At 67.9% G+C, this 17,405-nt stretch carries 21 protein-coding genes; 2 read left to right on the top strand and 19 right to left on the bottom strand.

The features are described from left to right. Positions 1–3 precede the first annotated feature (3 nt). The 7 genes from ASD77_RS09985 to ASD77_RS09955 all read right to left on the bottom strand — a co-directional run bounded on the left by ASD77_RS09985 (position 4) and on the right by ASD77_RS09955 (position 5,106). On the bottom strand, positions 4–798 hold the full coding sequence (locus ASD77_RS09985) for a thymidylate synthase (RefSeq protein WP_055940539.1): 795 nt from the start codon (positions 796–798) through the stop codon (positions 4–6). After that, entirely contained in the window at positions 795–1,682 is an 888-nt protein-coding gene (lgt, locus tag ASD77_RS09980) for a prolipoprotein diacylglyceryl transferase (RefSeq protein WP_055940536.1), read from the bottom strand. The genes ASD77_RS09985 and lgt overlap by 4 nt, the downstream gene beginning before the upstream one ends. An 81-nt stretch (positions 1,683–1,763) precedes the next feature. Then, on the bottom strand, positions 1,764–2,255 hold the full coding sequence (locus ASD77_RS09975) for a TPM domain-containing protein (protein ID WP_055940533.1): 492 nt from the start codon (positions 2,253–2,255) through the stop codon (positions 1,764–1,766). Further along, the gene (locus ASD77_RS09970; protein WP_055940530.1) at positions 2,255–3,142 is read right to left on the bottom strand and encodes a TPM domain-containing protein; all 888 of its coding nucleotides are present in this window, start codon (positions 3,140–3,142) and stop codon (positions 2,255–2,257) included. The genes ASD77_RS09975 and ASD77_RS09970 overlap by 1 nt, the downstream gene beginning before the upstream one ends. A gap of 19 nt (positions 3,143–3,161) precedes the next feature. Next, positions 3,162–3,803, bottom strand: a complete 642-nt coding sequence (locus ASD77_RS09965; protein WP_055940527.1) for a LemA family protein — start codon at positions 3,801–3,803, stop codon at positions 3,162–3,164. Positions 3,804–3,962: 159 nt separating this feature from the next. After that, complete coding sequence (locus tag ASD77_RS09960) at positions 3,963–4,697, bottom strand: TerC family protein (RefSeq protein ID WP_055940524.1); 735 nt, start codon at positions 4,695–4,697, stop codon at positions 3,963–3,965. A gap of 28 nt (positions 4,698–4,725) precedes the next feature. Then, on the bottom strand, positions 4,726–5,106 hold the full coding sequence (locus tag ASD77_RS09955) for a diacylglycerol kinase (RefSeq protein ID WP_055940521.1): 381 nt from the start codon (positions 5,104–5,106) through the stop codon (positions 4,726–4,728). A 259-nt stretch (positions 5,107–5,365) separates the two neighbouring features. On the opposite strand from ASD77_RS09955, the gene ASD77_RS09950 reads away from it, so the two are divergent. Then, complete coding sequence (locus tag ASD77_RS09950) at positions 5,366–6,055, top strand: SGNH/GDSL hydrolase family protein (RefSeq protein ID WP_055941249.1); 690 nt, start codon at positions 5,366–5,368, stop codon at positions 6,053–6,055. A gap of 48 nt (positions 6,056–6,103) precedes the next feature. Here the strand turns inward: ASD77_RS09950 and ASD77_RS09945 are convergent, their stop codons facing one another. The 10 genes from ASD77_RS09945 to ASD77_RS09900 form a co-directional block, all read right to left on the bottom strand. Beyond that, a complete protein-coding gene (locus tag ASD77_RS09945) occupies positions 6,104–7,477 on the bottom strand; it encodes a S8 family serine peptidase (RefSeq protein ID WP_055940518.1) in 1,374 nt (457 codons plus the stop codon). A gap of 150 nt (positions 7,478–7,627) precedes the next feature. After that, positions 7,628–8,110, bottom strand: coding sequence for a hypothetical protein (locus ASD77_RS09940; protein WP_235578502.1), 483 nt, complete (start codon positions 8,108–8,110; stop codon positions 7,628–7,630). A gap of 31 nt (positions 8,111–8,141) precedes the next feature. After that, positions 8,142–8,519 carry a VOC family protein gene (locus tag ASD77_RS09935; protein WP_055940512.1) on the bottom strand — a complete coding sequence of 126 codons (378 nt, stop codon included), beginning with the start codon at positions 8,517–8,519 and terminating at the stop codon, positions 8,142–8,144. Then, positions 8,498–9,181: a hypothetical protein gene (locus ASD77_RS09930; protein WP_055940509.1), complete on the bottom strand. Its 684-nt coding sequence runs from the start codon at positions 9,179–9,181 to the stop codon at positions 8,498–8,500. Before ASD77_RS09930 ends, ASD77_RS09935 begins: the two co-directional genes overlap by 22 nt. A 33-nt stretch (positions 9,182–9,214) precedes the next feature. After that, on the bottom strand, positions 9,215–10,171 hold the full coding sequence (locus ASD77_RS09925; RefSeq protein ID WP_055940506.1) for an isoaspartyl peptidase/L-asparaginase: 957 nt from the start codon (positions 10,169–10,171) through the stop codon (positions 9,215–9,217). A 75-nt stretch (positions 10,172–10,246) separates the two neighbouring features. Next, positions 10,247–11,488, bottom strand: coding sequence for an ABC transporter permease (locus ASD77_RS09920; protein ID WP_055940503.1), 1,242 nt, complete (start codon positions 11,486–11,488; stop codon positions 10,247–10,249). Positions 11,489–11,585: 97 nt separating this feature from the next. Continuing rightward, on the bottom strand, positions 11,586–12,332 hold the full coding sequence (locus ASD77_RS09915; RefSeq protein WP_235578501.1) for an ABC transporter ATP-binding protein: 747 nt from the start codon (positions 12,330–12,332) through the stop codon (positions 11,586–11,588). Positions 12,333–12,334: 2 nt separating this feature from the next. Further along, the gene (locus ASD77_RS09910) at positions 12,335–13,870 is read right to left on the bottom strand and encodes an efflux RND transporter periplasmic adaptor subunit (RefSeq protein ID WP_055940496.1); all 1,536 of its coding nucleotides are present in this window, start codon (positions 13,868–13,870) and stop codon (positions 12,335–12,337) included. Between the two features lie 96 nt (positions 13,871–13,966). Next, positions 13,967–15,238, bottom strand: a complete 1,272-nt coding sequence (locus ASD77_RS09905; protein ID WP_055940493.1) for a HAMP domain-containing sensor histidine kinase — start codon at positions 15,236–15,238, stop codon at positions 13,967–13,969. 49 nt (positions 15,239–15,287) lie between these two features. Continuing rightward, the gene (locus ASD77_RS09900) at positions 15,288–15,989 is read right to left on the bottom strand and encodes a response regulator transcription factor (RefSeq protein WP_055940490.1); all 702 of its coding nucleotides are present in this window, start codon (positions 15,987–15,989) and stop codon (positions 15,288–15,290) included. Between the two features lie 128 nt (positions 15,990–16,117). Between ASD77_RS09900 and ASD77_RS09895 the strand changes: the two genes are divergently transcribed. Next, positions 16,118–16,456: a DMT family protein gene (locus tag ASD77_RS09895; protein WP_055940487.1), complete on the top strand. Its 339-nt coding sequence runs from the start codon at positions 16,118–16,120 to the stop codon at positions 16,454–16,456. 59 nt (positions 16,457–16,515) lie between these two features. Here the strand turns inward: ASD77_RS09895 and ASD77_RS09890 are convergent, their stop codons facing one another. Together ASD77_RS09890 and ASD77_RS09885 are read right to left on the bottom strand one after the other, a co-directional pair. Beyond that, the gene (locus tag ASD77_RS09890) at positions 16,516–16,818 is read right to left on the bottom strand and encodes a DUF962 domain-containing protein (protein WP_055940484.1); all 303 of its coding nucleotides are present in this window, start codon (positions 16,816–16,818) and stop codon (positions 16,516–16,518) included. Positions 16,819–16,834: 16 nt separating this feature from the next. Then, on the bottom strand, positions 16,835–17,158 hold the full coding sequence (locus ASD77_RS09885; protein WP_055940481.1) for a YnfA family protein: 324 nt from the start codon (positions 17,156–17,158) through the stop codon (positions 16,835–16,837). Positions 17,159–17,405: the final 247 nt, after the last annotated feature.

Here is a 17,405-nt window from a genome sequence, read left to right as displayed (position 1 = left end):
GGTCTAGACCGCCACCGGCGCCTTGATCGCCGGGTGCGGGTCGTAGCCATGGATCTCGATGTCGTTGAAGGTGAAGGCGAACAGGTCGGTGACGTCGGGATTCAGGTGCAGCGTCGGCAGTGCGCGCGGCTCGCGCGAAAGTTGTTCGCGCGCCTGCTCATAGTGGTTCGAGTACAGGTGCGCGTCGCCCAGCGTGTGCACGAAGTCGCCGACGCCCAGTCCCGTGGCCTGCGCCACCATGTGCGTCAGCAGGGCGTAGCTGGCGATGTTGAACGGCACGCCCAGGAAGATGTCGCCGCTGCGCTGGTACAGCTGGCAGCTGAGCCTGCCATCGACCACGTAGAACTGGAACAGCGAGTGGCACGGCATCAGCGCCATCTTCGGCAGTTCGGCCACGTTCCACGCACTGATGACGAGCCGGCGCGAATCGGGATTGCGCTTGATCTCGTCCACCAGCCATTGCATCTGGTCGATGGTCTTGCCGTCGGCGCCTTCCCAGCTGCGCCACTGCTTGCCGTACACCGGGCCCAGCTCGCCGTTCTCGTCGGCCCACTCGTCCCAGATGCCGACCTTGTGGTCCTTGAGGTAGGCGATGTTGGTGTCGCCCTTCAGGAACCACAGCAGCTCGTGGATGATTGAGCGCAGGTGCAGCTTCTTGGTGGTGACCAGCGGGAAGCCTTCGTTGAGGTCGAAGCGCATCTGCCAGCCGAACACGCTGCGCGTGCCGGTGCCGGTGCGGTCGGACTTCTCAGCGCCGTGCTCCAGCACGTGGCGCAGCAGGTCGAGGTATTGCTTCATACGGCTTCCTTGCCGGCGACCGGCGGAGGTGCAACGGGCTGCAGGGTCGGCGCGCGACGCGACCGCCACAGCAGGTAGAGGCCCAGCAGCACCAGCGGCACGCTGAGGATCTGCCCCTTGGTCAGCCAGCCGAAGGCGACATAGACGCCTTCGTCCGGCACGCGCACGAACTCGACGAGGAAGCGGAACACGCCGTACATCAGCGCGAACAGGCCGGAGACTAGGTAGCGCGGGCGTGGCTTGCGCGACACCAGCCACAACACGGTGAACATCACCACGCCTTCGAGGAAGGCCTGGTAGAGCTGCGATGGGTGGCGCGCGAACGGATCGAGCGCGCCCGCGGCGTACTGCGCCTGCAACTGTGCGGCATCCAGCGTGCGCAACGCGGGATCGGTGGGAAAGATCACGCCCCAGCCCGCCTCCGTCGGCTTGCCCCACAACTCGGCGCCGATGAAGTTGCCGAGACGGCCGAACCCCAGCCCGGGCGGCACCAGCGGCGCCACGAAATCCATGGTGTCGAAGAAGTGCAGCCGGTGCTTGCGCGACCACCACAGCGCCGCGGCCATCACGCCGAGCAGCCCGCCATGGAAGCTCATGCCGCCTTCCCACACCTTGAGGATCGACAGCGGGTTGTCCAGGAACGTGCTGAAACCGTAGAACAGCACGTAGCCGATGCGCCCGCCCAGCACCACGCCGAGCATGGCGTAGAACATCAGGTCGGAGAACGCATCGGCATTGATGCCCGGCAGGCGCCCCTGCGACGCGCGCATGCGCCCCAGCCACCAGGCGGTGGCGAACGCGAGCAGGTACATCAGGCCGTACCAGTGCAGCTTGACCGGGCCCAGCGAGAAGATGATCGGATCGATCTGGTGGAGGTAGATCATGCGCCTCGGCGTGGCCGGTGGGGATGGGCTATTTTGCCCCACCCGGTCCGTGCGTGGATGACTGCGCGTGCCCGAGGGCGCCTAATCCAGCAGGTGCGGCCGGTTGGGCAGCTCGTCCTCGTCCGGATGTGCGTCCGATTGCGGCCAGTGCACCGCCAGCAGTTCCGATACCGCGCGGATGCCCTTGATCACGGCCTGCTCGGGATGGCCGGCGCGCATCTCCTCCTCGATCAGCCGGCAGACCCGGCTCCATTCCGCGTCGTCCACCCGGCCCGTCAGTCCGCGATCGGCCACGATCTCGATGCGGTGGTCGGCCAGCAGCAGATAGATCAGCACGCCGTTGTTGGCCTCGGTATCCCAGGTACGCAGGCGGGCGAACACCTCGTGCGCACGCTCGCGCGGCGTCAGCGCCGCCAGCACCGCCGCCGGGGAGAGACTGGCTTCCACCGCGAACATCACCTCGCCGCGATGCAGCCGCTCCCCCGCCGCGATGGCCTGGGTGATGCGCTGCAGGCTGGCCTCCGGGAACAGCCGGCGCGACGAGGAGGCGAACAGATGGCGCAGCAGACGCATCACCAGCTCCCCGAGGCGCCACCGCCTCCCGACATGCCGCCACCGCCGCCCCAGCCGCCTCCGCCGAAGCCTCCCCCGCCGCCGCCGAAACCGCCGCCGCTTCCCCAACCGCCGCCGCCCCAGCCACCCCAGTCGCGGTGGCGCGCATAGCCGCCGCGCGTGGAGACCGACGCCAGTCCGTACAGCAACCCGAACACACCGGCGATGCCGGCCGGGATCAGCGACGACAGCAGCAGCGCGACGCCTGCCGCGGCACTCCCGGTGAACAACCCGCGCAGCCCCGCGGACGACCGCCCGAACAGGCCGCGCACGATCGTTGCCACGATGAAGGCCGCGAACAGCGCGAAGAACCAGTTGCCGCCGCGGCCGCCACCGGGCTCGCGATGGGTGCTCACCGGTGCAGGCAGGGCTTCGCCGTCGATCAGCTTGACCAGCGTCGCCGTGGCGTCGGCGATGCCGCCGCCGAAATCGCCGGCGCGGAACTTCGGCGCCAAGTATTCCTGGATGACGCGGTTGGCGATCGCATCGGGAATGGCGCCCTCCAGTCCGTAGCCGGGCTGGATGCGCACGCGGCGATCGTCCTTGGCCACCAGCAGCAGCACGCCGTCGTCGACGCCCTGGCGGCCCAGCTTCCACTGGTCGAACACGCGCTGCGTGTACTGCTCGATCGTCTCCGGCTGCGTGGTGGACACCATCAACACCTGCAGCTGGCTGCCCTTGCGCTGTTGCAGCGCGAGGGCCTGCTGTTCGAGGCGCTGGGTCTGCGCGGCATCCAGCGTGCCGGTGGTGTCGACCACCGGCGAGTCCAGCGCGGGAATCGCCGCCAACGTCTGCGCCCATGCCGGCGCGACGATCAGCAGCAGGCAGAGCGCCAGCGCGCGCAGCATGGGAGCGCCGGGATGCAGATCAGTTGCCGGGCGACGGCGCAGGCGGTGGCGCCGGGGCCTGCGGCGCGGCCGGTGCCGGCGTACCGAAGTCGACGGCCGGCGCTTCGGAGATCGCGGCTTCGTTCTCGACGGTGAAGTTGGGCTTTTCCTTCGCGCCGGTGATCTTGGCGGTGATCAGCTGCGGGAACTGGCGGATGTAGGTGTTGTAGTCCTGCACGGTCTGGATGTAACGGCCGCGCGCGACGGTGATGCGGTTCTCGGTGCCTTCCAGTTGTGCCTGCAGGTCGCGGAAGGACTGGTCGGACTTGAGGTTGGGATAGTTCTCGGTGACCACCAGCAGCCGCGACAGCGCGCTGGACAACTCTCCCTGCGCTTGCTGGAACTGCTGCAGCGAGGCGGCATCGTCGGCATTGACCTGGATCTGGCCCACCCGCGCACGCGCATTGGTGACGTCGGTCAGCACCTGGCGCTCCTGCTGTGCGTAGCCCTGCACGGTCTTGACCAGGTTGGGAATCAGGTCGGCGCGCCGCTTGTACTGGTTGAGCACCTCGGACCAGCCGGCCTTCACCGCTTCGTCCTTCTGCTGGATGGTGTTGTAGCCGCAGCCGGACAACAGTGCGACGAACACGACGAGCAACCACAGACGCGATACCTGGCGCATGGCACGACACTCCCTTTGACTGGCGCCGATTGCAGCACCTCGCCCGTGACCGCGCAAGCGCGACGCGGCGTGGGGGCCGCGATATGCCGGCTTGTTACCATGCCGTGAAAAACGAAGGGCTCCCGACGGGAGCCCTTCGCACGCGACGCCGCGGCGCAGTTACTCGCGCAGCATGCGCTGGGCGCTGCGCTTCTTCGCCCACAGGTTGAGGCATTCGACCAGCGCGGAGAAGCCCATCGCGCCGTACAGGTAACCCTTCTCGATGTGCAGCTCGAAACCATCCAGCAGCAGGTAGGCACCGACCGCCACGATGAAGGCCAACGCCAGCATCTTGATGGTGGGATTGTTGTCGATGAACTGGCCCAGTGGCTTGGCCGCCAGCAGCATCACCGCCACCGCCAGCAGGATCGCGGCCACCATCACCGGCGTGTGGTTGGCCATGCCGACTGCCGCGATCACCGAGTCCAGCGAGAACACGATGTCGATCACCGCGATCTGCGCGATCACGCCGGCGAACGACACCGCCGGGCGCGTGTGCACGTCTTCGGAGTCCGGCTCGCCCTTCACCAGTTCCAGGATTTCCTTGGTGCCCTTCACCAGCAGGAACAGGCCGCCGAGGATCAATACCAGGTCGCGCACCGAGATGCCCTGGCCGAACAGCATGAACAGGTCGGCCGTCAGCCCCGCCAGCCAGGCCAGCGTCAGCAGCAGCAGGATGCGCGTGATGCATGCCACCGCGATGCCGAACTTGCGCGCCACCTCGCGCTGGTGCGGCGGCAGCTTGCTGACCGCGATGGAGATGAAGACCAGGTTGTCGATGCCCAGCACGATCTCGATCGCGCTCAGCGTCACCAGCGTGATCCACACCTGCGGATCGGTAAGCAGTTCCATCATCGGGGAGTACCTTGGTTCAGATCAGGAGTCAGAGATAGCGGGGCACGAGGATCAGGCCCCAGCAGAGGAGTACGTTCATCATCAGCACGAAGACGGCGGCCGAGCCCATGTCCTTCGCGCGACCGGCGAGTTCGTGGTGTTCGGGGCCGTAACGCTCGATCACCGCTTCCACCGCCGAGTTCAGCAGTTCCGCCGCCAGCACCAGCAGGCAACTGCCGATCATCAGCGCGCGTTCCAGCCCGTCCTGTCCCAGCCACAGCGCTAGCGGCGCCAGCACCACAAGCAGGTAGACCTCCAGGCGGAACGAGGACTCGTGCATCCACGCTGCGCGCAGACCCTGGAAGGACCAGACCGTCGCCTTGAGGATGCGGCCGGGGCCGCGGGGAAGATGTCCGGTTTCGTCAGCCATGGGCAGGTCGATGCGAAGGAGGCCCCGCATCGTCCCCGGCCGGTCAGGCGGGGCCTGGGCCAGCAGGAGGTCGGATCGGGTGGAACCGGCGCGGACGCCGCGCCAAGGGCGCAATTTTGCCACAACGCGCTCCCCGACCGCCCCGTCGCGGTTTGCATCGACTGTCCCCGGCTGCTCCACTAGGGCCCGCCTAAGCCCAAGGAGCCCTTCCCCCGTGTCTTTCCTGAACGCCGTTCGCCCCGCCGTGTTCGCCAGTGCGCTGCTGGCCCTGCTGGCCGCCTGCGCCGGCAGCCCGCCTGCCACGACCGCCCCCGCTGCGGACGCCTCCACGACGGCCGCCCCACGCATCCCGGAGCAGGTATCGAACGCGGCCTGGGAAACCGACATGCAGCGCTTCGCCGCCGAAGACGCGCAGTCGCCGCCGCCGCGCGGGGGCGTGGTGTTCACCGGCAGCTCGTCGATCCGTCTGTGGGAGACCCTGGCGCAGGACTTCCCCGGCGTGCCGGTGATCAACCGCGGCTTCGGCGGTTCGGAGCTGCGCGACAGCACGTGGTATGCGGACCGCACGATCGTCCCGTACGCCCCCCGGCAGGTGCTGATCTACGCCGGCGACAACGACATCAACGCGGGCCGCACGCCGCAGCAGGTGCGCGCGGACTTCATCGCCTTCGTCCAGCGCGTGCGCCGCGACCTGCCGAAGACCAGGATCGGCTACATCAGCACCAAGCCCAGCCCCTCGCGCGCGCACCTGATGCCGGCGCAGCGCGAAGCCAACGCGCTGGTGCAGACCGAAGCGAAGCGGCTCGGCGTGGACTACATCGACATCTTCACGCCCATGCTGGACACCAGCGGGCAACCGAACGAGGCGCTCTTCGTTGAAGACCGCCTGCACATGAACGCCGCCGGCTATGACATCTGGCGGCGCGTGATCGCGCCGTACGTGAAGTAAAAAGAAGCCCGGCGATGCCGAGCTTCTTCGTTGCGTGGCGGGAGTTCGTCAGAATCCGCTGGCGTTGAGGCGCCCGCCGGTCACCGTCTTGCCCTGCAACGACGGCGTCGGCACGGTGGCGTTGAGGATCGCCGCCTTGATCTGCGCCGCCGTCACCCCCGGACGGGTCGAGGCATAGAGGGCCGCTGCGCCGGTCACGTGCGGCGTCGCCATCGAGGTGCCGTTGTAGCTGGCGTAGCCCGATACCACGTTGCCCTTCGATGCCTTGGGTACCGTCGACCAGATGCCATAGCCCGGGGCACCCAGATCCACGGTGGTGGCGCCGTAGTTGTAGACCAGTGCACCGGTGGAGCGGATCGCCGCCACCGAGAGGACGCCTGCGTTCGGATACGACGCCGGATAGCACGCACCCGACGTATTGCCGTCGCAGTTGACGCTGTCGTTGCCGGCCGCCACGACCGTCAGTATCTCGGCCTGGCTGGCACGGTCGATGGCATCGCTCAGGGCTTGCGAGTAACCGCCGCCGCCCCACGAGTTATTGGTTGCCACCAGGTTGAGGCCGTGACGGATCTTCAGGTCGGTGAAGTAGTCGAGTGCCCTGATCGCATTGGCGGTGCTGCCGCCACGACGGCCGAGGAACTTGCCGCTGATCAGCTTCACGCCGCTCCAGCACACACCGGCCACGCCCTTGCCGTTGCCGCCCACGCCGGCAATGGTGCCGGCGACATGTGTGCCGTGGTCGTCGTTGGCGCCGCCCGAATTGATGTTGTTGCTATTGCCGTCGAAGTCCCAACCGCGCACGTCGTCGACGTAGCCATTGCCGTCGTTGTCGACGCCGTCGGCCGGATCGTAGGGGTTGGTCCAGATGTTGGCGGCCAGATCTTCGTGGCTGAAGTAGATGCCTTCGTCGATCACGCCGACCACGACGTTGCCGCAACTGGTGTGTCCGGCAGCCCACGCCTCGGACGCCTGCGAACCGTAGGCGTTGGCGGGACTGCCGGCATCGCCGTACATGCCCCACAACGAACCGTTGCTGGCGTAGGTGTCGTTGGAGACCGCATGGTGCTGATAGGTCCAGTTGGGCTCTGCATACTCGATGGCCGGATCGGCGCTGAGTGCCTGCACGGCGGCAGAAAGATCCACGTTGCCGGGCAGCTTGAGCAGCGCGATTTCGCCGTTGCGACCGTTGCCGCGGCGTACCGTTTCCAGCTTGTGCGCGCCAAGACCCTGCACCACCGCATCGCGATCGGCCGAAGCCGCGCCATCGCGATACTTCACCAGCAGTTCGCCACTGGCGTGGGGCTGCCCTGCCTTCAGTCCCTTGATCACCAGATCGGGCCTGCCACCCGCGCTGGCGGATTGCGTTGCGCCCATCGCCACCAGTACCACACCCACCCACATCGCCATGCGATTCTTCTTCATAAGCCGATCCGACTCCGAGTCTTGTGATGGCTGCGCAGGACAGCGCAGCGAGTCGAATCTAGCTTGTAATTTTCGTTCTAGATACGGATTTTCAGCTCACATTTTTCATGTGCCGTGCGAGCGCCGCGATGGTCACGGGACGGATGCTGATCACCTTCGTCCGTCGTCCGTGATCTCTCCGGATCTCTGCAATCTGGAGCGCCCGAACACCTTCCACTGTCCGTCCTTGCCGAGCACTTCGTCGGTGATGTGCAGGGTGTCCGCTTCGAGGCGATAGGTGGTGCGCCCGCGCTCGGTGGCCGCGTCGCCCCACTCGACTGCCAGCGCGTCGGACTGCGGGGTCGCGCGCAATGGCAGGATCATGCCGCGCGTGTCGTACCAGTGCCCACGACACGGTGGTGCGTCGTGGCAGAGATAGACCGCCTCTGCCGCGAACGGCCATTCCCTGCCATCGGCAGCACGCATGCGGTTGCTGAAGGACAGGCGGTGCGCACTCCCTTCCAGCGCGGGCGCGAAGGTCAACGCCAGCGTGGCGTCCATGCCGCTGACCTGGCCGGTTCCCTGCCAACGTCCGGCCAGACCCTCCCACACGCTGGCGCCGCGCGCCGCATCGGCCGCGCCGGCAGTCAACATCAACACCCACACGCAGCGCGCGATCATCCCGTCATGCCCGCCGTGCGGCACCGGCCGGCTGATGCAGGCTCAGTACGTTGCCATCCGGGTCGAGGAAGTCCAGCGACAGTCCGCCATCGGGCGATTCGCTGACCGGCACCACGATCTCCACGCCCTTGGCGGCCAGCGCTTCGGCATGGTCGTCGATGCCGCCGTCGAGGCTGAAGACGACGACGGGCGATTCGCCCGCGCGTGCGGGCCGCGGAATGAAGACCAGCGTGAGGTCGCCGACGTCGCCCATCGCCCACGGGCCGTCGTGACCGTCCAGCGCATCGATGGGCAGGCCCAGGGTGCCCCGGTAGAAATCCACCGACCGCGCGAGGTCGGAAACAAAGAACACGATGGCGCCTACCTTGCAGTGCGTGAGCATGGGATGTCCTCCTGTGTGATTCCCGTCTGTGGGTTGCCGCGGGAAGGCGAAGTGTGAGCATCGGCGTCGATCAGGATCAGGTGTCCGTCCGGATCGTGCGTGCCCAGCCCTTCGCCGGCCTGCATGGCGGCCTTCAGGGCGCGTCGTGCCAGGCCGAAGGGGATGTCCGCGCTGCGCGACGGATCGCGCAGCTGCGCCAGTGCGATGCCCTCCGCGCGCACCGACGGGGATTGCGCGGCCAGCGCCTTGCGGATGCAGGTCAGGCGCTGTCGGAACGCGGTGGCGGGGATGCGCAGGATCCAGCGGATCTCGTCCGCCGACAGGCCATGCAGCGCGAGCACCGCCAGCCGGCGCGCCGACGGCGGCAGCGTCGCCAGCCATGCGGGCGGTGGCGGGGCATGTTCCGGCGCGAGGCAGGCGAACGGTTCGATGGCGTCATCGGCCTGCATCCCGGCGAGGGCTTCGCGCCGTCGGCGGCGGACACCCGCACGTGCCGCCATCGCCGCCTGGCGCCGAAGCACACCCGACAGCCATGGCATATCGTGGCGACCGGCCAGCACGCCGGCCAGCAGCGTTTCCTGCACCAGATCGTCCGCTTCGTCGGCGCGACGGCACAGGCGAAGCGCCTGCGCACGCAGGGCACGATGATCGGCCAGGGTCAAGGGAGCGACTTGCTCTCCCGGCGACGCGGTCACTCAGGCGTCCTGGTAGATGGCGGTGCCGCGCGTGCCGTCCGGCCCCACCCAGCCGCGGTACATGCCGCGGGTACTGAGCACCAGCGAGACGTTGCCGTCGGTATCGACCGCGATGGCACCGCCGTCGCCGCCATGCTGCGGCACTTCGCCCAGGATGACGTCCTCCACCGCGTCGCGCAGGCGGTCGCCCCGGTAGGCCACGCGGGCGGCGATATCGTGGGCGGCCGCGTTGCGGATGTAGAACTCACCCCAGCCGCTGCACGACACCGCACACCGCGCATCGGCCCAGGTGCCCGCACCGATCACCGGCGAATCGCCCACGCGACCCCAACGCTTGTTGGTCATGCCGCCGGTAGACGTCGCCGCCGCCACATGCCCGCGGCTGTCCAGCGCCACCGCGCCGACCGTGCCGAAGTACTGGCCGCGCAGGTCGTCGTTGCCATGCCACGCCTGCTGTTCGCGCTGTTGCGCATCGCGCAGCTGCGCACGTCGCGCCTCCGTGGAAAACCAGCCGTTCGGCACGCGCTCGATGCCGGGTTGCGTGTCGGCGAACTGTTCAGCGCCGTCGCCGATCAGGAACACGTGCGGCGAGTCCTCCAGCACGCGCCGCGCCAGCCGCACCGGATGACGCACCGTCATGAGCCCTGCGACCGCCCCGGCACGGCGGTGGCGTCCGTCCATGATGGCGGCATCGAGCTCATGCCGACCCTCGGCGGTGAACACCGCGCCGCGTCCGGCGTTGAAGTAAGGCGAATCCTCCAGCACGGTCACCGCAGCTTCCACGGCGTCCAGCGCGCTGCCACCGGTCGCAAGGATGGCGTGGCCCACATCCAGCGCGCGTGCGAGTTCGGCGTGGATCGCGGTTTCGACCTCGGGCGCCAGGCTGCCCCGTTCGATCACGCCGGCGCCTCCATGGATGGCCAGGGCAAGCGGCCGGCGGGACGTAGGCGGGCTCATGGCGCAGGTCCGGTGTGGGCACAACGGGCGTCCAGCATACTCCCGCCGCTGCGCCGCACCAGCCCTGCCGATCGCCTACTGCGAGCGCAGCGCCTCGATCGGATCGAGCTGCGAGGCCTTGCGGGCCGGGTAGTAGCCGAAGAACAGGCCGGTGGCGATCGAGAAGCCGGCGGCCAGCCCGATCACCTGCCCGTTCAACGCCACCGGAAGCTCGCTGAACTGGCCGACCAGCAGCGCGCCGACCACGCCGATGACGATGCCCAGCACGCCACCGCCGAGCGACAGCAGCATGGCTTCGGCGAGGAACTGCCGGCGCACGTCGCCAGGGCCTGCGCCCACCGCCATGCGCAGGCCGATCTCGCGGATACGCTCGGTCACCGACACCAGCATGATGTTCATGATACCGATGCCGCCGACGATCAGCGAAATGGTGGCCACCGCGCCCAGCAGCAGCGACATCAGCTTGGTAGTGGCGGTGCGGGTGGCGACGATCTCGGAGATGTTGCGCACGTTGAAGTCGTCCTCCTCGCCCGGCGCGATCTTGTGCCGCTGGCGCAGCAGCGCTTCCACTTCGCCCTGCACGTAACTCAGGTCCTTGGCGTCTGCCACGGTCAGCGCGACCTGCTGCACGGCGCCCGGTGGCAGGCCCATCGAGCCCATCAGCCGGCGCCGCGCGGTTTCCAGCGGCACCATCATCACGTCGTCCTGGTCCTGGCCGAAACCGCCCTGCCCCTTCGGCGCCAGCGTGCCCACCACGGTGAACGGCACGCGGCCCAGGCGCACGGTCTGGCCGACGCCGCTGTCCTCGCCGAACAGCGTGCGCCGCACGGTCTCGCCGAGGATCACGACCTTGTCGGCGCTCGAATAATCCTGCGCATCGAAGCCTTCGCCGTTGGCGATCACCCAACTGTTGATGTCGAAGAAGTCGGCCTGCACGCCCTGCCAGCTGGTCGACGCATTGTTCTCGGCGAACACGATCTGCGTATTGCCGCGCAGCGCGCCGGCCACGTACTGCACCTCGGGAATCTCGTTGCGGATCGCTTCCACGTCGCCCTCGTTGAGCGTGTAGAAGCTGCTTGAACTCATCCGGACGCCACCACCGCCCGGACCGCGGCCGGCACCCGGACTGATGTCCAGGCGCTGCGAGCCCAGGCCGGACACCAGCTTGTCGATCTCCGCCTGCGTGCCCTGGCCCACCGACACCATCACGATGACGGCGGCGATGCCGATGATCACGCCCAGCGACGTCAGCGCACTGCGCATCCAGTTGCCGCGCAACGCGTGCAGTGCGGTGCGCAGGATGTCGGAGAATTTCATGAGGGAAGGCCGGGAGTGGGGAATCGGGAATCGGGATTCGCAAACGCAACGCCGCACCGCATGAGCGAGGCCACGGCCGGCAAGAAAAGCGGACGGATCACGGGCGCGCTCCTCCGGCTCCCGAATCCCGGTTTCCGAATCCCGGCTCCTCATGCAACTCCCCATCGCGCATCACCAGGATGCGGTCGGCGTGCGCGGCCACTTCGGCGTCGTGGGTGATCAGGATGACGGTGTGGCCGTCGTCGCGCAGGCGCTTGAACAGCGCCAGGATCTCTTCGCCGGTCTTGCTGTCCAGCGCACCGGTCGGTTCGTCGGCCAGCAGGATCGGCGGCTGGTTGATCAGCGCGCGGGCAATCGCCACGCGCTGCTGCTGGCCACCCGACAGTTCGTTGGGCCGATGCCCGGCACGTTCGGCCAGGCCCACGGCGGCCAGCGCCTGGCGTGCGCGTTCGGCGCGTTCCCCCGGCGGCACCTGCGCGTAGCCCAGCGGCATGGCCACGTTGTCCAGCGCGGTCATGCGCGGCAACAGATGGAAGCCCTGGAACACGAAGCCGATCTTCTCACGGCGCAGGATCGCCAGCTCCTCGGCGTCCAGCGTGGCCACGTCGATGCCGTCGCAGAAATAGGTGCCGTCGCTGGGCGTGTCCAGGCAGCCGATCAGGTTCATCAGCGTGGACTTGCCGGAACCCGACGGACCCATGATGGCGACGAAGTCGCCCCGGTCCACGCGCATGTCCACACCGCGCAACGCGACCACTTCCGCCTCGGTGCCGGCGGAATAGACCTTGCCCAGTGCGTGCGTCTGGATGACCGGCACGCGGTCGCCGGCATTCGCGGACGGCATGCTCATTCCCGCGCGCGCTCGCCCACGACCACCACGTCGCCTTCCTTCACCGGCCCGGACACCTCGGTGCTGGTGCCGTCGCTGGCGCCCACGCGCACCTGCACCATCTCCGGCGTGCCATCAGCGAGCTTGTAGATCGGCGCACGCTTGGCGCCGAGCAGGGCGCGCAGTTCACCATCCCAGCGCTGCTTCTGCGCATCGTCGAGGGTGGCGCGGAACGGGGCGAACTCCTGCTGCATGCGATCGGCCATGCGCTGGCGCATCTGCGCCTGCATCGCACCGCCGCCACCGGCGTTGCCACCTGACCGCGGACCCCCGCCCGGACCGCCGAACATGCTGGGGCCTCCGCGCTGCTGCGCCTGCGCCATGCGGGCGGCCTGTCGCTCGCGCATCGCGGCCAGTGCGGTGTCGAACGCGGACTGCTGTTCGGGCTTCAATTGCAGGGTGCCGGCCACGCGCACCAGATCGTCGCTGATGCCACCGCCCCGGTTCTGGCCGCCCTGCGGCACGGCCTGTGCGGTCACGCCCGCCGCGGCCTGTTCGCCGGTCGGCTTGTAGCGCAGCGCCGCGTTGGAGACCTTGAGGATGTTGTCGCGCTTGCTGACCTCGATCTCGGCGTTGACGGTCAGGCCCGGCAATAGCGTGCCATCGCTGTTGTCCACGCTGACCACCACCGGATAGGTCACCACGTTGCTGGTGGTGGTGGCCGATAGGCGCACCTGCTGCACCTGTCCGCGGAACTGACGGTCGGAAAACGCATCGACGGTGAACGACACCGCCTGCCCCACCTTGACCTGGCCGATGTCGGCCTCGTCGACGGCCAGTTCGATCTTCATCTTCGACAGGTCTTCGGCGATGGTGAACAGCTCCGGCGCCTGCAGGCTGGCCGCCACGGTCTGGCCGGGCTCGATGGTGCGGGTCAGCACCACGCCGTCGACCGGCGAGCGGATCACCGTGCGATCAAGATTGACGCGGGTGGTCTGGGTGGACGCGGTCTGCTGGCGGATCGACGCCTGCGCCGCGTTGACCTGCGCGCGCGCTTGGTCGCGCGAGGCACGGGCCAGGTCGACATCGCTCTGCGCGACCAGCTGCTGCCGGCCCAGGTCGGCCTTGCGGGTGTAGTCGATCTCGGCGTTGGCCAGCGTGGCCTGCGCCTGCCGCAGGTTGGCTTGCGCGCTCGCGATCTGCGCATTGCCCTGTTCGATCTGCGCCTCGTAGGTGCTGGGATCGATGCGCGCCAGCACTTCACCCTTCTTCACTTCGCTGTTGTAGTCGACCAGCACGTCGGTGACCTGGCCGGAAATCTGGCTGCCGACAGTGACCGTGGAGATGGCGCTCAGCGTGCCGGTGGCGGAGATCGCCACGCGGATATCGCCGCGCTCGATGGTGGCGGTGCGATAGGCGCTGTCCGCGGCCTCGCCCTTGCGCGCGGTCCAGTACCACGCACCTGCGCCGAGGAGGGCGACGACGGCGACCCCGAGCAGGATCTTGGGAAGCGGAGAAGGCTTGCGGGAAGCAGTGCGTGCAGGCTGGCTCATGCAGTGAGTCGGCTCGGAAGGTGGGGAGTCGGGAAAAGGAACGCGCCGGAGGCCGCGGCGTTGACAGCCCGCGGCCCTGGTCAGTTCCCGTATAGATTACGGAACGAAGCGGATCGTCGCCGTGGTGCCGCGGCCCAGTTCGCTGTCGAGTTCGATCTTCCAGCCGAAGCGGTCGCAGAGGCGGCTGACGATGGACAGGCCCAGGCCGCTGCCGTGGGGGCGCGAGGGATCGGCGCGGTAGAACGGCTCGAACACCCGCTGCATCGATTCGGCCGCCATGCCGATGCCCGTGTCCCGTACGACCACGCGGTCCGGCTCCAGCAGCACGTCGATGCGGCCGCGATCGGTATAGGTGCAGGCGTTGCGCAGCAGGTTGCTGACGACCACCTGGAACACCCGCGGCGGGGCGTGCAGCCGCGGGCGCGCGTGCAGGGTGACTTCCAGGTCGACCGGCTTGTTGAGCAGCAGCGTGCGTGCGTTCTCGGCCTCGTCCATGACGATGTCGGCGACGTCGAAGTCCTCGCTCTGCGGCTCCACTTCGGCTTCTCGCGCCAGGATCAGGAAGGCGTCGATCACCGCCTCCATGTCGCGGCCGGCACGCTGGATGCGCTGCAGGGCGCGCGCCACGCGCGGCGGCGAGTCTTCGGCCATGCCCATGTCGGTGGCCACGCGGATCACCGTCAGCGGCGTGCGCAACTCGTGGCTGGCGTCGCGGGTGAAATCGCGTTCGCGCGCGACATGCGCGCTGACGCGCTGGGCCAGGCCGTGCAACGCCGCGGCCAGTTGCCGGGCTTCGCCCTGCACGTCGCTGGGCAGGCGGTCGGCCGCCAGGGCGCTGACATCGGGGCGGCGCGGATCCCACTCGGAGACCTGCCGCGCCAGCCAGCTCACCGGCGAGACCAGCCGCTTGGACGCGCGGTAGGTCAGCCACGACACCAGGTAGATCGCCACCAGCGTCATGATGATCGGCACGGTGCCGAAATAGAACGCCAGCCGCTCGGCCTGCGACCGCAGGAACACCAGGTACAGGCGGCCCTGCGGTTGCTCGTCGACCAGCACCAGCAGATCGTCGTTCCTCAGTTCGTGGAAGCCGGGCGCGAGATTGCGCAGGTTTTCCGGCAGCACCAGGTTGGAGTGCCCCTTCACCACCAGATAGCCGCGCAGGTTGTGGGTGTTCGGCGGCGGCTGCGCCGTGCTGGCGCTGTAGAGCTCCCAGAAATGCGCGGCTTCTTCCTGCAGCGCGGTGTTCATCAGGCTGTGCTTGATGACCGCCGAGATCAGATACACGCCCAGCACGATGGCCAGGCTGACCATCACGGCCTGCAGGATGAAGGCGATCCTGAGTTTGCGGGGCAGGCCTTGGCGCATGCGGAGTCGTCGGGCGAAGGCAGGAGTATGCCGCGCGCCGACGGCCTGGTCAGCCGATGTCGGCGATGCGGTAGCCCGCGCTCTGCACGGTGTGCAGCAGCGGCTTGTCGAAAGGCTTGTCGATCACCTTGCGCAGGTTGTACAGGTGGCTGCGCAGCGTGTCCGAGTCCGGCAGGCCGTTGCCCCAGATCTCGCGCTCGATCTCCTGACGGGTCACCACGCGCGGCGATTCGCGCATCAGGATGGTCAGCAGGCGCAAGCCGATCGGCGACAGCATCAGTTCGGTGCCGCCCCGGGTGGCGCGCATGCTGACCGGGTCCAACACCAGGTCCGCGACCTTCAGCACTTCGGCACCGACCTGGCGGCGCTCGCGGCGGATCAGGGCACGCAGGCGGGCTTCCAGTTCCTGGATCGCGAAGGGCTTGGTCAGGTAGTCGTCGGCGCCGGAGCTCAGGCCGGTCAGCTTGTCGTCCAGCGTGTCGCGCGCGGTCAGCATCAGCACGGGCGTGGACTTGCGGGCTTCGGTGCGCAGGCGCTTGCAGACTTCCATGCCGTCCAGGCGCGGCAGCATCAGGTCGAGCACCAGCACGTCGTAGCTGTTCTCCACCGCCAGCCGGTAACCGTCCAGGCCGTCGGTGGCGTAGTCGACCTCGAAACCGCGGCCTTCCAGATATTCCCCGATCATCTCGGAAATGTTGCGGTTGTCTTCCACCACCAGCACCAGACCCGCGGTTTCCTGACTGTGTCGCATGACAACTCCTTGAGAGGCTTCAGGTTTGTGAAGCTACCGGCCTGCCGGTAGAGGTGATGTGAAGACCGGGGATCCATTCAGCCTGCAGTTGGGATTACGCTTCGCCTTTCTCTCCCGACGACCCCGCCATGATCGACCGCGTCCTGCCCCTGTTCCTGCTGCTGGCCTCCAACGTCTTCATGACGTTCGCCTGGTACGGCCACCTGAAGTACAAGTCCGCACCGCTGTTCATGGTGATCCTGGCCAGCTGGGGCATCGCCTTCTTCGAGTACACGCTGATGGTGCCGGCCAACCGCATGGGCAGCGCCGTCTACTCGGTGGTGCAGCTGAAGACGATCCAGGAAATCCTGACCCTGCTGGTCTTCGCCGGTTTCAGCACCTGGTACCTGGGCCAGCCGCTGAAATGGAACCACTACGCGGCCTTCGCGCTGATCGTGGGCGCGGCGTTCCTGATGTTCTACGAGTGAGGCAGGAGCCGCTAGTGCTCACTCCTCACTCCTCTCCCCTCTCCCCTCTCCCCTCACTCCTAGAACCGGATCTTCCCGGTCAGGATGTCCTTGAACATCACCCAGTCGCCGGCGAAGGAATAGAACGGGTGCTTGAAGGTGGCGGGGCGGTTCTTCTCGAAGAAGAAGTGGCCTACCCAGGCGAAGCCGTAGCCGCAGAACAGCGCGGCCAGCAGCCACCAGGCGTTGCGGTCGACGATGGCCAGCACCAGCAAGGCAAGCACGCCGCAGCTGCCGATGAAATGCAGGCGCCGCGAGGTGCGATGACTGTGTTCGGCGAGGTAGAACGGATAGAACTCGCGGAAGCTGGCGAAGCGGCTCATGTCCCCTCCCACAGGGTCAGGCGGCGCGTGGCGCGAACATGATCACCGCCATGCCCGTCAGGCACAAGCCGGCGCCCAGCAGGTCCCAGCGCGTCGGCTTCACCGCGTCCACGGCCCACAGCCATGCGATCGCCATGGTCACGTAGACGCCGCCGTAGGCGGCATACACGCGGCCAGAAGCCGTGGGATGCAGGGTCAGCAGCCAGGCGAACAGGGCCAGGCTGGCCGCCGCCGGCACCAGCAGCCAGGCGCTGCCATCCTTGCGCAGCCACAGGTACGGCAGGTAGCAGCCGACGATCTCGGCCAGCGCGGTGACGAGGAACAACAGCAAGGTCTTCATGCCGACAGCGTAGGGCGGGCCTTGGCCCGCCGCCAGCCCGGGGATCCCGGCAACGCAACGCGTCCGCCGATGCGACCGCTGCCGTCTTCGCACGCGAATCACCGCGACGGTTCGGTTCGATGTGGCAAGTCGCTGGGTTCCCGCCTTCGCGGGAATGACGGTCCAACGGTGGTCGGGCAGAACAACCGCCATCCCCCGTAGAGCGGAGCTTGCTCCGCTGCGTATGCCCTCCCTGCCAGGAACGCCG

It is taken from the genome of Pseudoxanthomonas sp. Root65 (assembly GCF_001427635.1).
In the GTDB taxonomy this organism is placed as follows: Bacteria; Pseudomonadota; Gammaproteobacteria; order Xanthomonadales; family Xanthomonadaceae; genus Pseudoxanthomonas_A.
The sequence above is the reverse complement of the archived record's forward strand: the minus strand, read 5'-3'. Positions and strand labels throughout refer to the sequence as shown.

Coding starts and splice junctions, on each gene's coding strand:
- lgt (WP_055940536.1), bottom strand. CDS start 1,682: ATGATCTACCTCCACCAGATCGATCCGATCATCTTCTCGCTGGGCCCG.
- ASD77_RS09890 (WP_055940484.1), bottom strand. CDS start 16,818: ATGAGCCGCTTCGCCAGCTTCCGCGAGTTCTATCCGTTCTACCTCGCC.
- ASD77_RS09960 (WP_055940524.1), bottom strand. CDS start 4,697: ATGATGGAACTGCTTACCGATCCGCAGGTGTGGATCACGCTGGTGACG.
- ASD77_RS09920 (WP_055940503.1), bottom strand. CDS start 11,488: ATGAAATTCTCCGACATCCTGCGCACCGCACTGCACGCGTTGCGCGGC.
- ASD77_RS09925 (WP_055940506.1), bottom strand. CDS start 10,171: ATGAGCCCGCCTACGTCCCGCCGGCCGCTTGCCCTGGCCATCCATGGA.
- ASD77_RS09945 (WP_055940518.1), bottom strand. CDS start 7,477: ATGAAGAAGAATCGCATGGCGATGTGGGTGGGTGTGGTACTGGTGGCG.
- ASD77_RS09900 (WP_055940490.1), bottom strand. CDS start 15,989: ATGCGACACAGTCAGGAAACCGCGGGTCTGGTGCTGGTGGTGGAAGAC.
- ASD77_RS09940 (WP_235578502.1), bottom strand. CDS start 8,110: ATGTTGACTGCCGGCGCGGCCGATGCGGCGCGCGGCGCCAGCGTGTGG.
- ASD77_RS09885 (WP_055940481.1), bottom strand. CDS start 17,158: ATGAAGACCTTGCTGTTGTTCCTCGTCACCGCGCTGGCCGAGATCGTC.
- ASD77_RS09970 (WP_055940530.1), bottom strand. CDS start 3,142: ATGCTGCGCGCGCTGGCGCTCTGCCTGCTGCTGATCGTCGCGCCGGCA.
- ASD77_RS09975 (WP_055940533.1), bottom strand. CDS start 2,255: ATGCGTCTGCTGCGCCATCTGTTCGCCTCCTCGTCGCGCCGGCTGTTC.
- ASD77_RS09905 (WP_055940493.1), bottom strand. CDS start 15,238: ATGCGCCAAGGCCTGCCCCGCAAACTCAGGATCGCCTTCATCCTGCAG.
- ASD77_RS09910 (WP_055940496.1), bottom strand. CDS start 13,870: ATGAGCCAGCCTGCACGCACTGCTTCCCGCAAGCCTTCTCCGCTTCCC.
- ASD77_RS09895 (WP_055940487.1), top strand. CDS start 16,118: ATGATCGACCGCGTCCTGCCCCTGTTCCTGCTGCTGGCCTCCAACGTC.
- ASD77_RS09915 (WP_235578501.1), bottom strand. CDS start 12,332: ATGCCGTCCGCGAATGCCGGCGACCGCGTGCCGGTCATCCAGACGCAC.
- ASD77_RS09965 (WP_055940527.1), bottom strand. CDS start 3,803: ATGCGCCAGGTATCGCGTCTGTGGTTGCTCGTCGTGTTCGTCGCACTG.
- ASD77_RS09935 (WP_055940512.1), bottom strand. CDS start 8,519: ATGCTCACGCACTGCAAGGTAGGCGCCATCGTGTTCTTTGTTTCCGAC.
- ASD77_RS09985 (WP_055940539.1), bottom strand. CDS start 798: ATGAAGCAATACCTCGACCTGCTGCGCCACGTGCTGGAGCACGGCGCT.
- ASD77_RS09955 (WP_055940521.1), bottom strand. CDS start 5,106: ATGGCTGACGAAACCGGACATCTTCCCCGCGGCCCCGGCCGCATCCTC.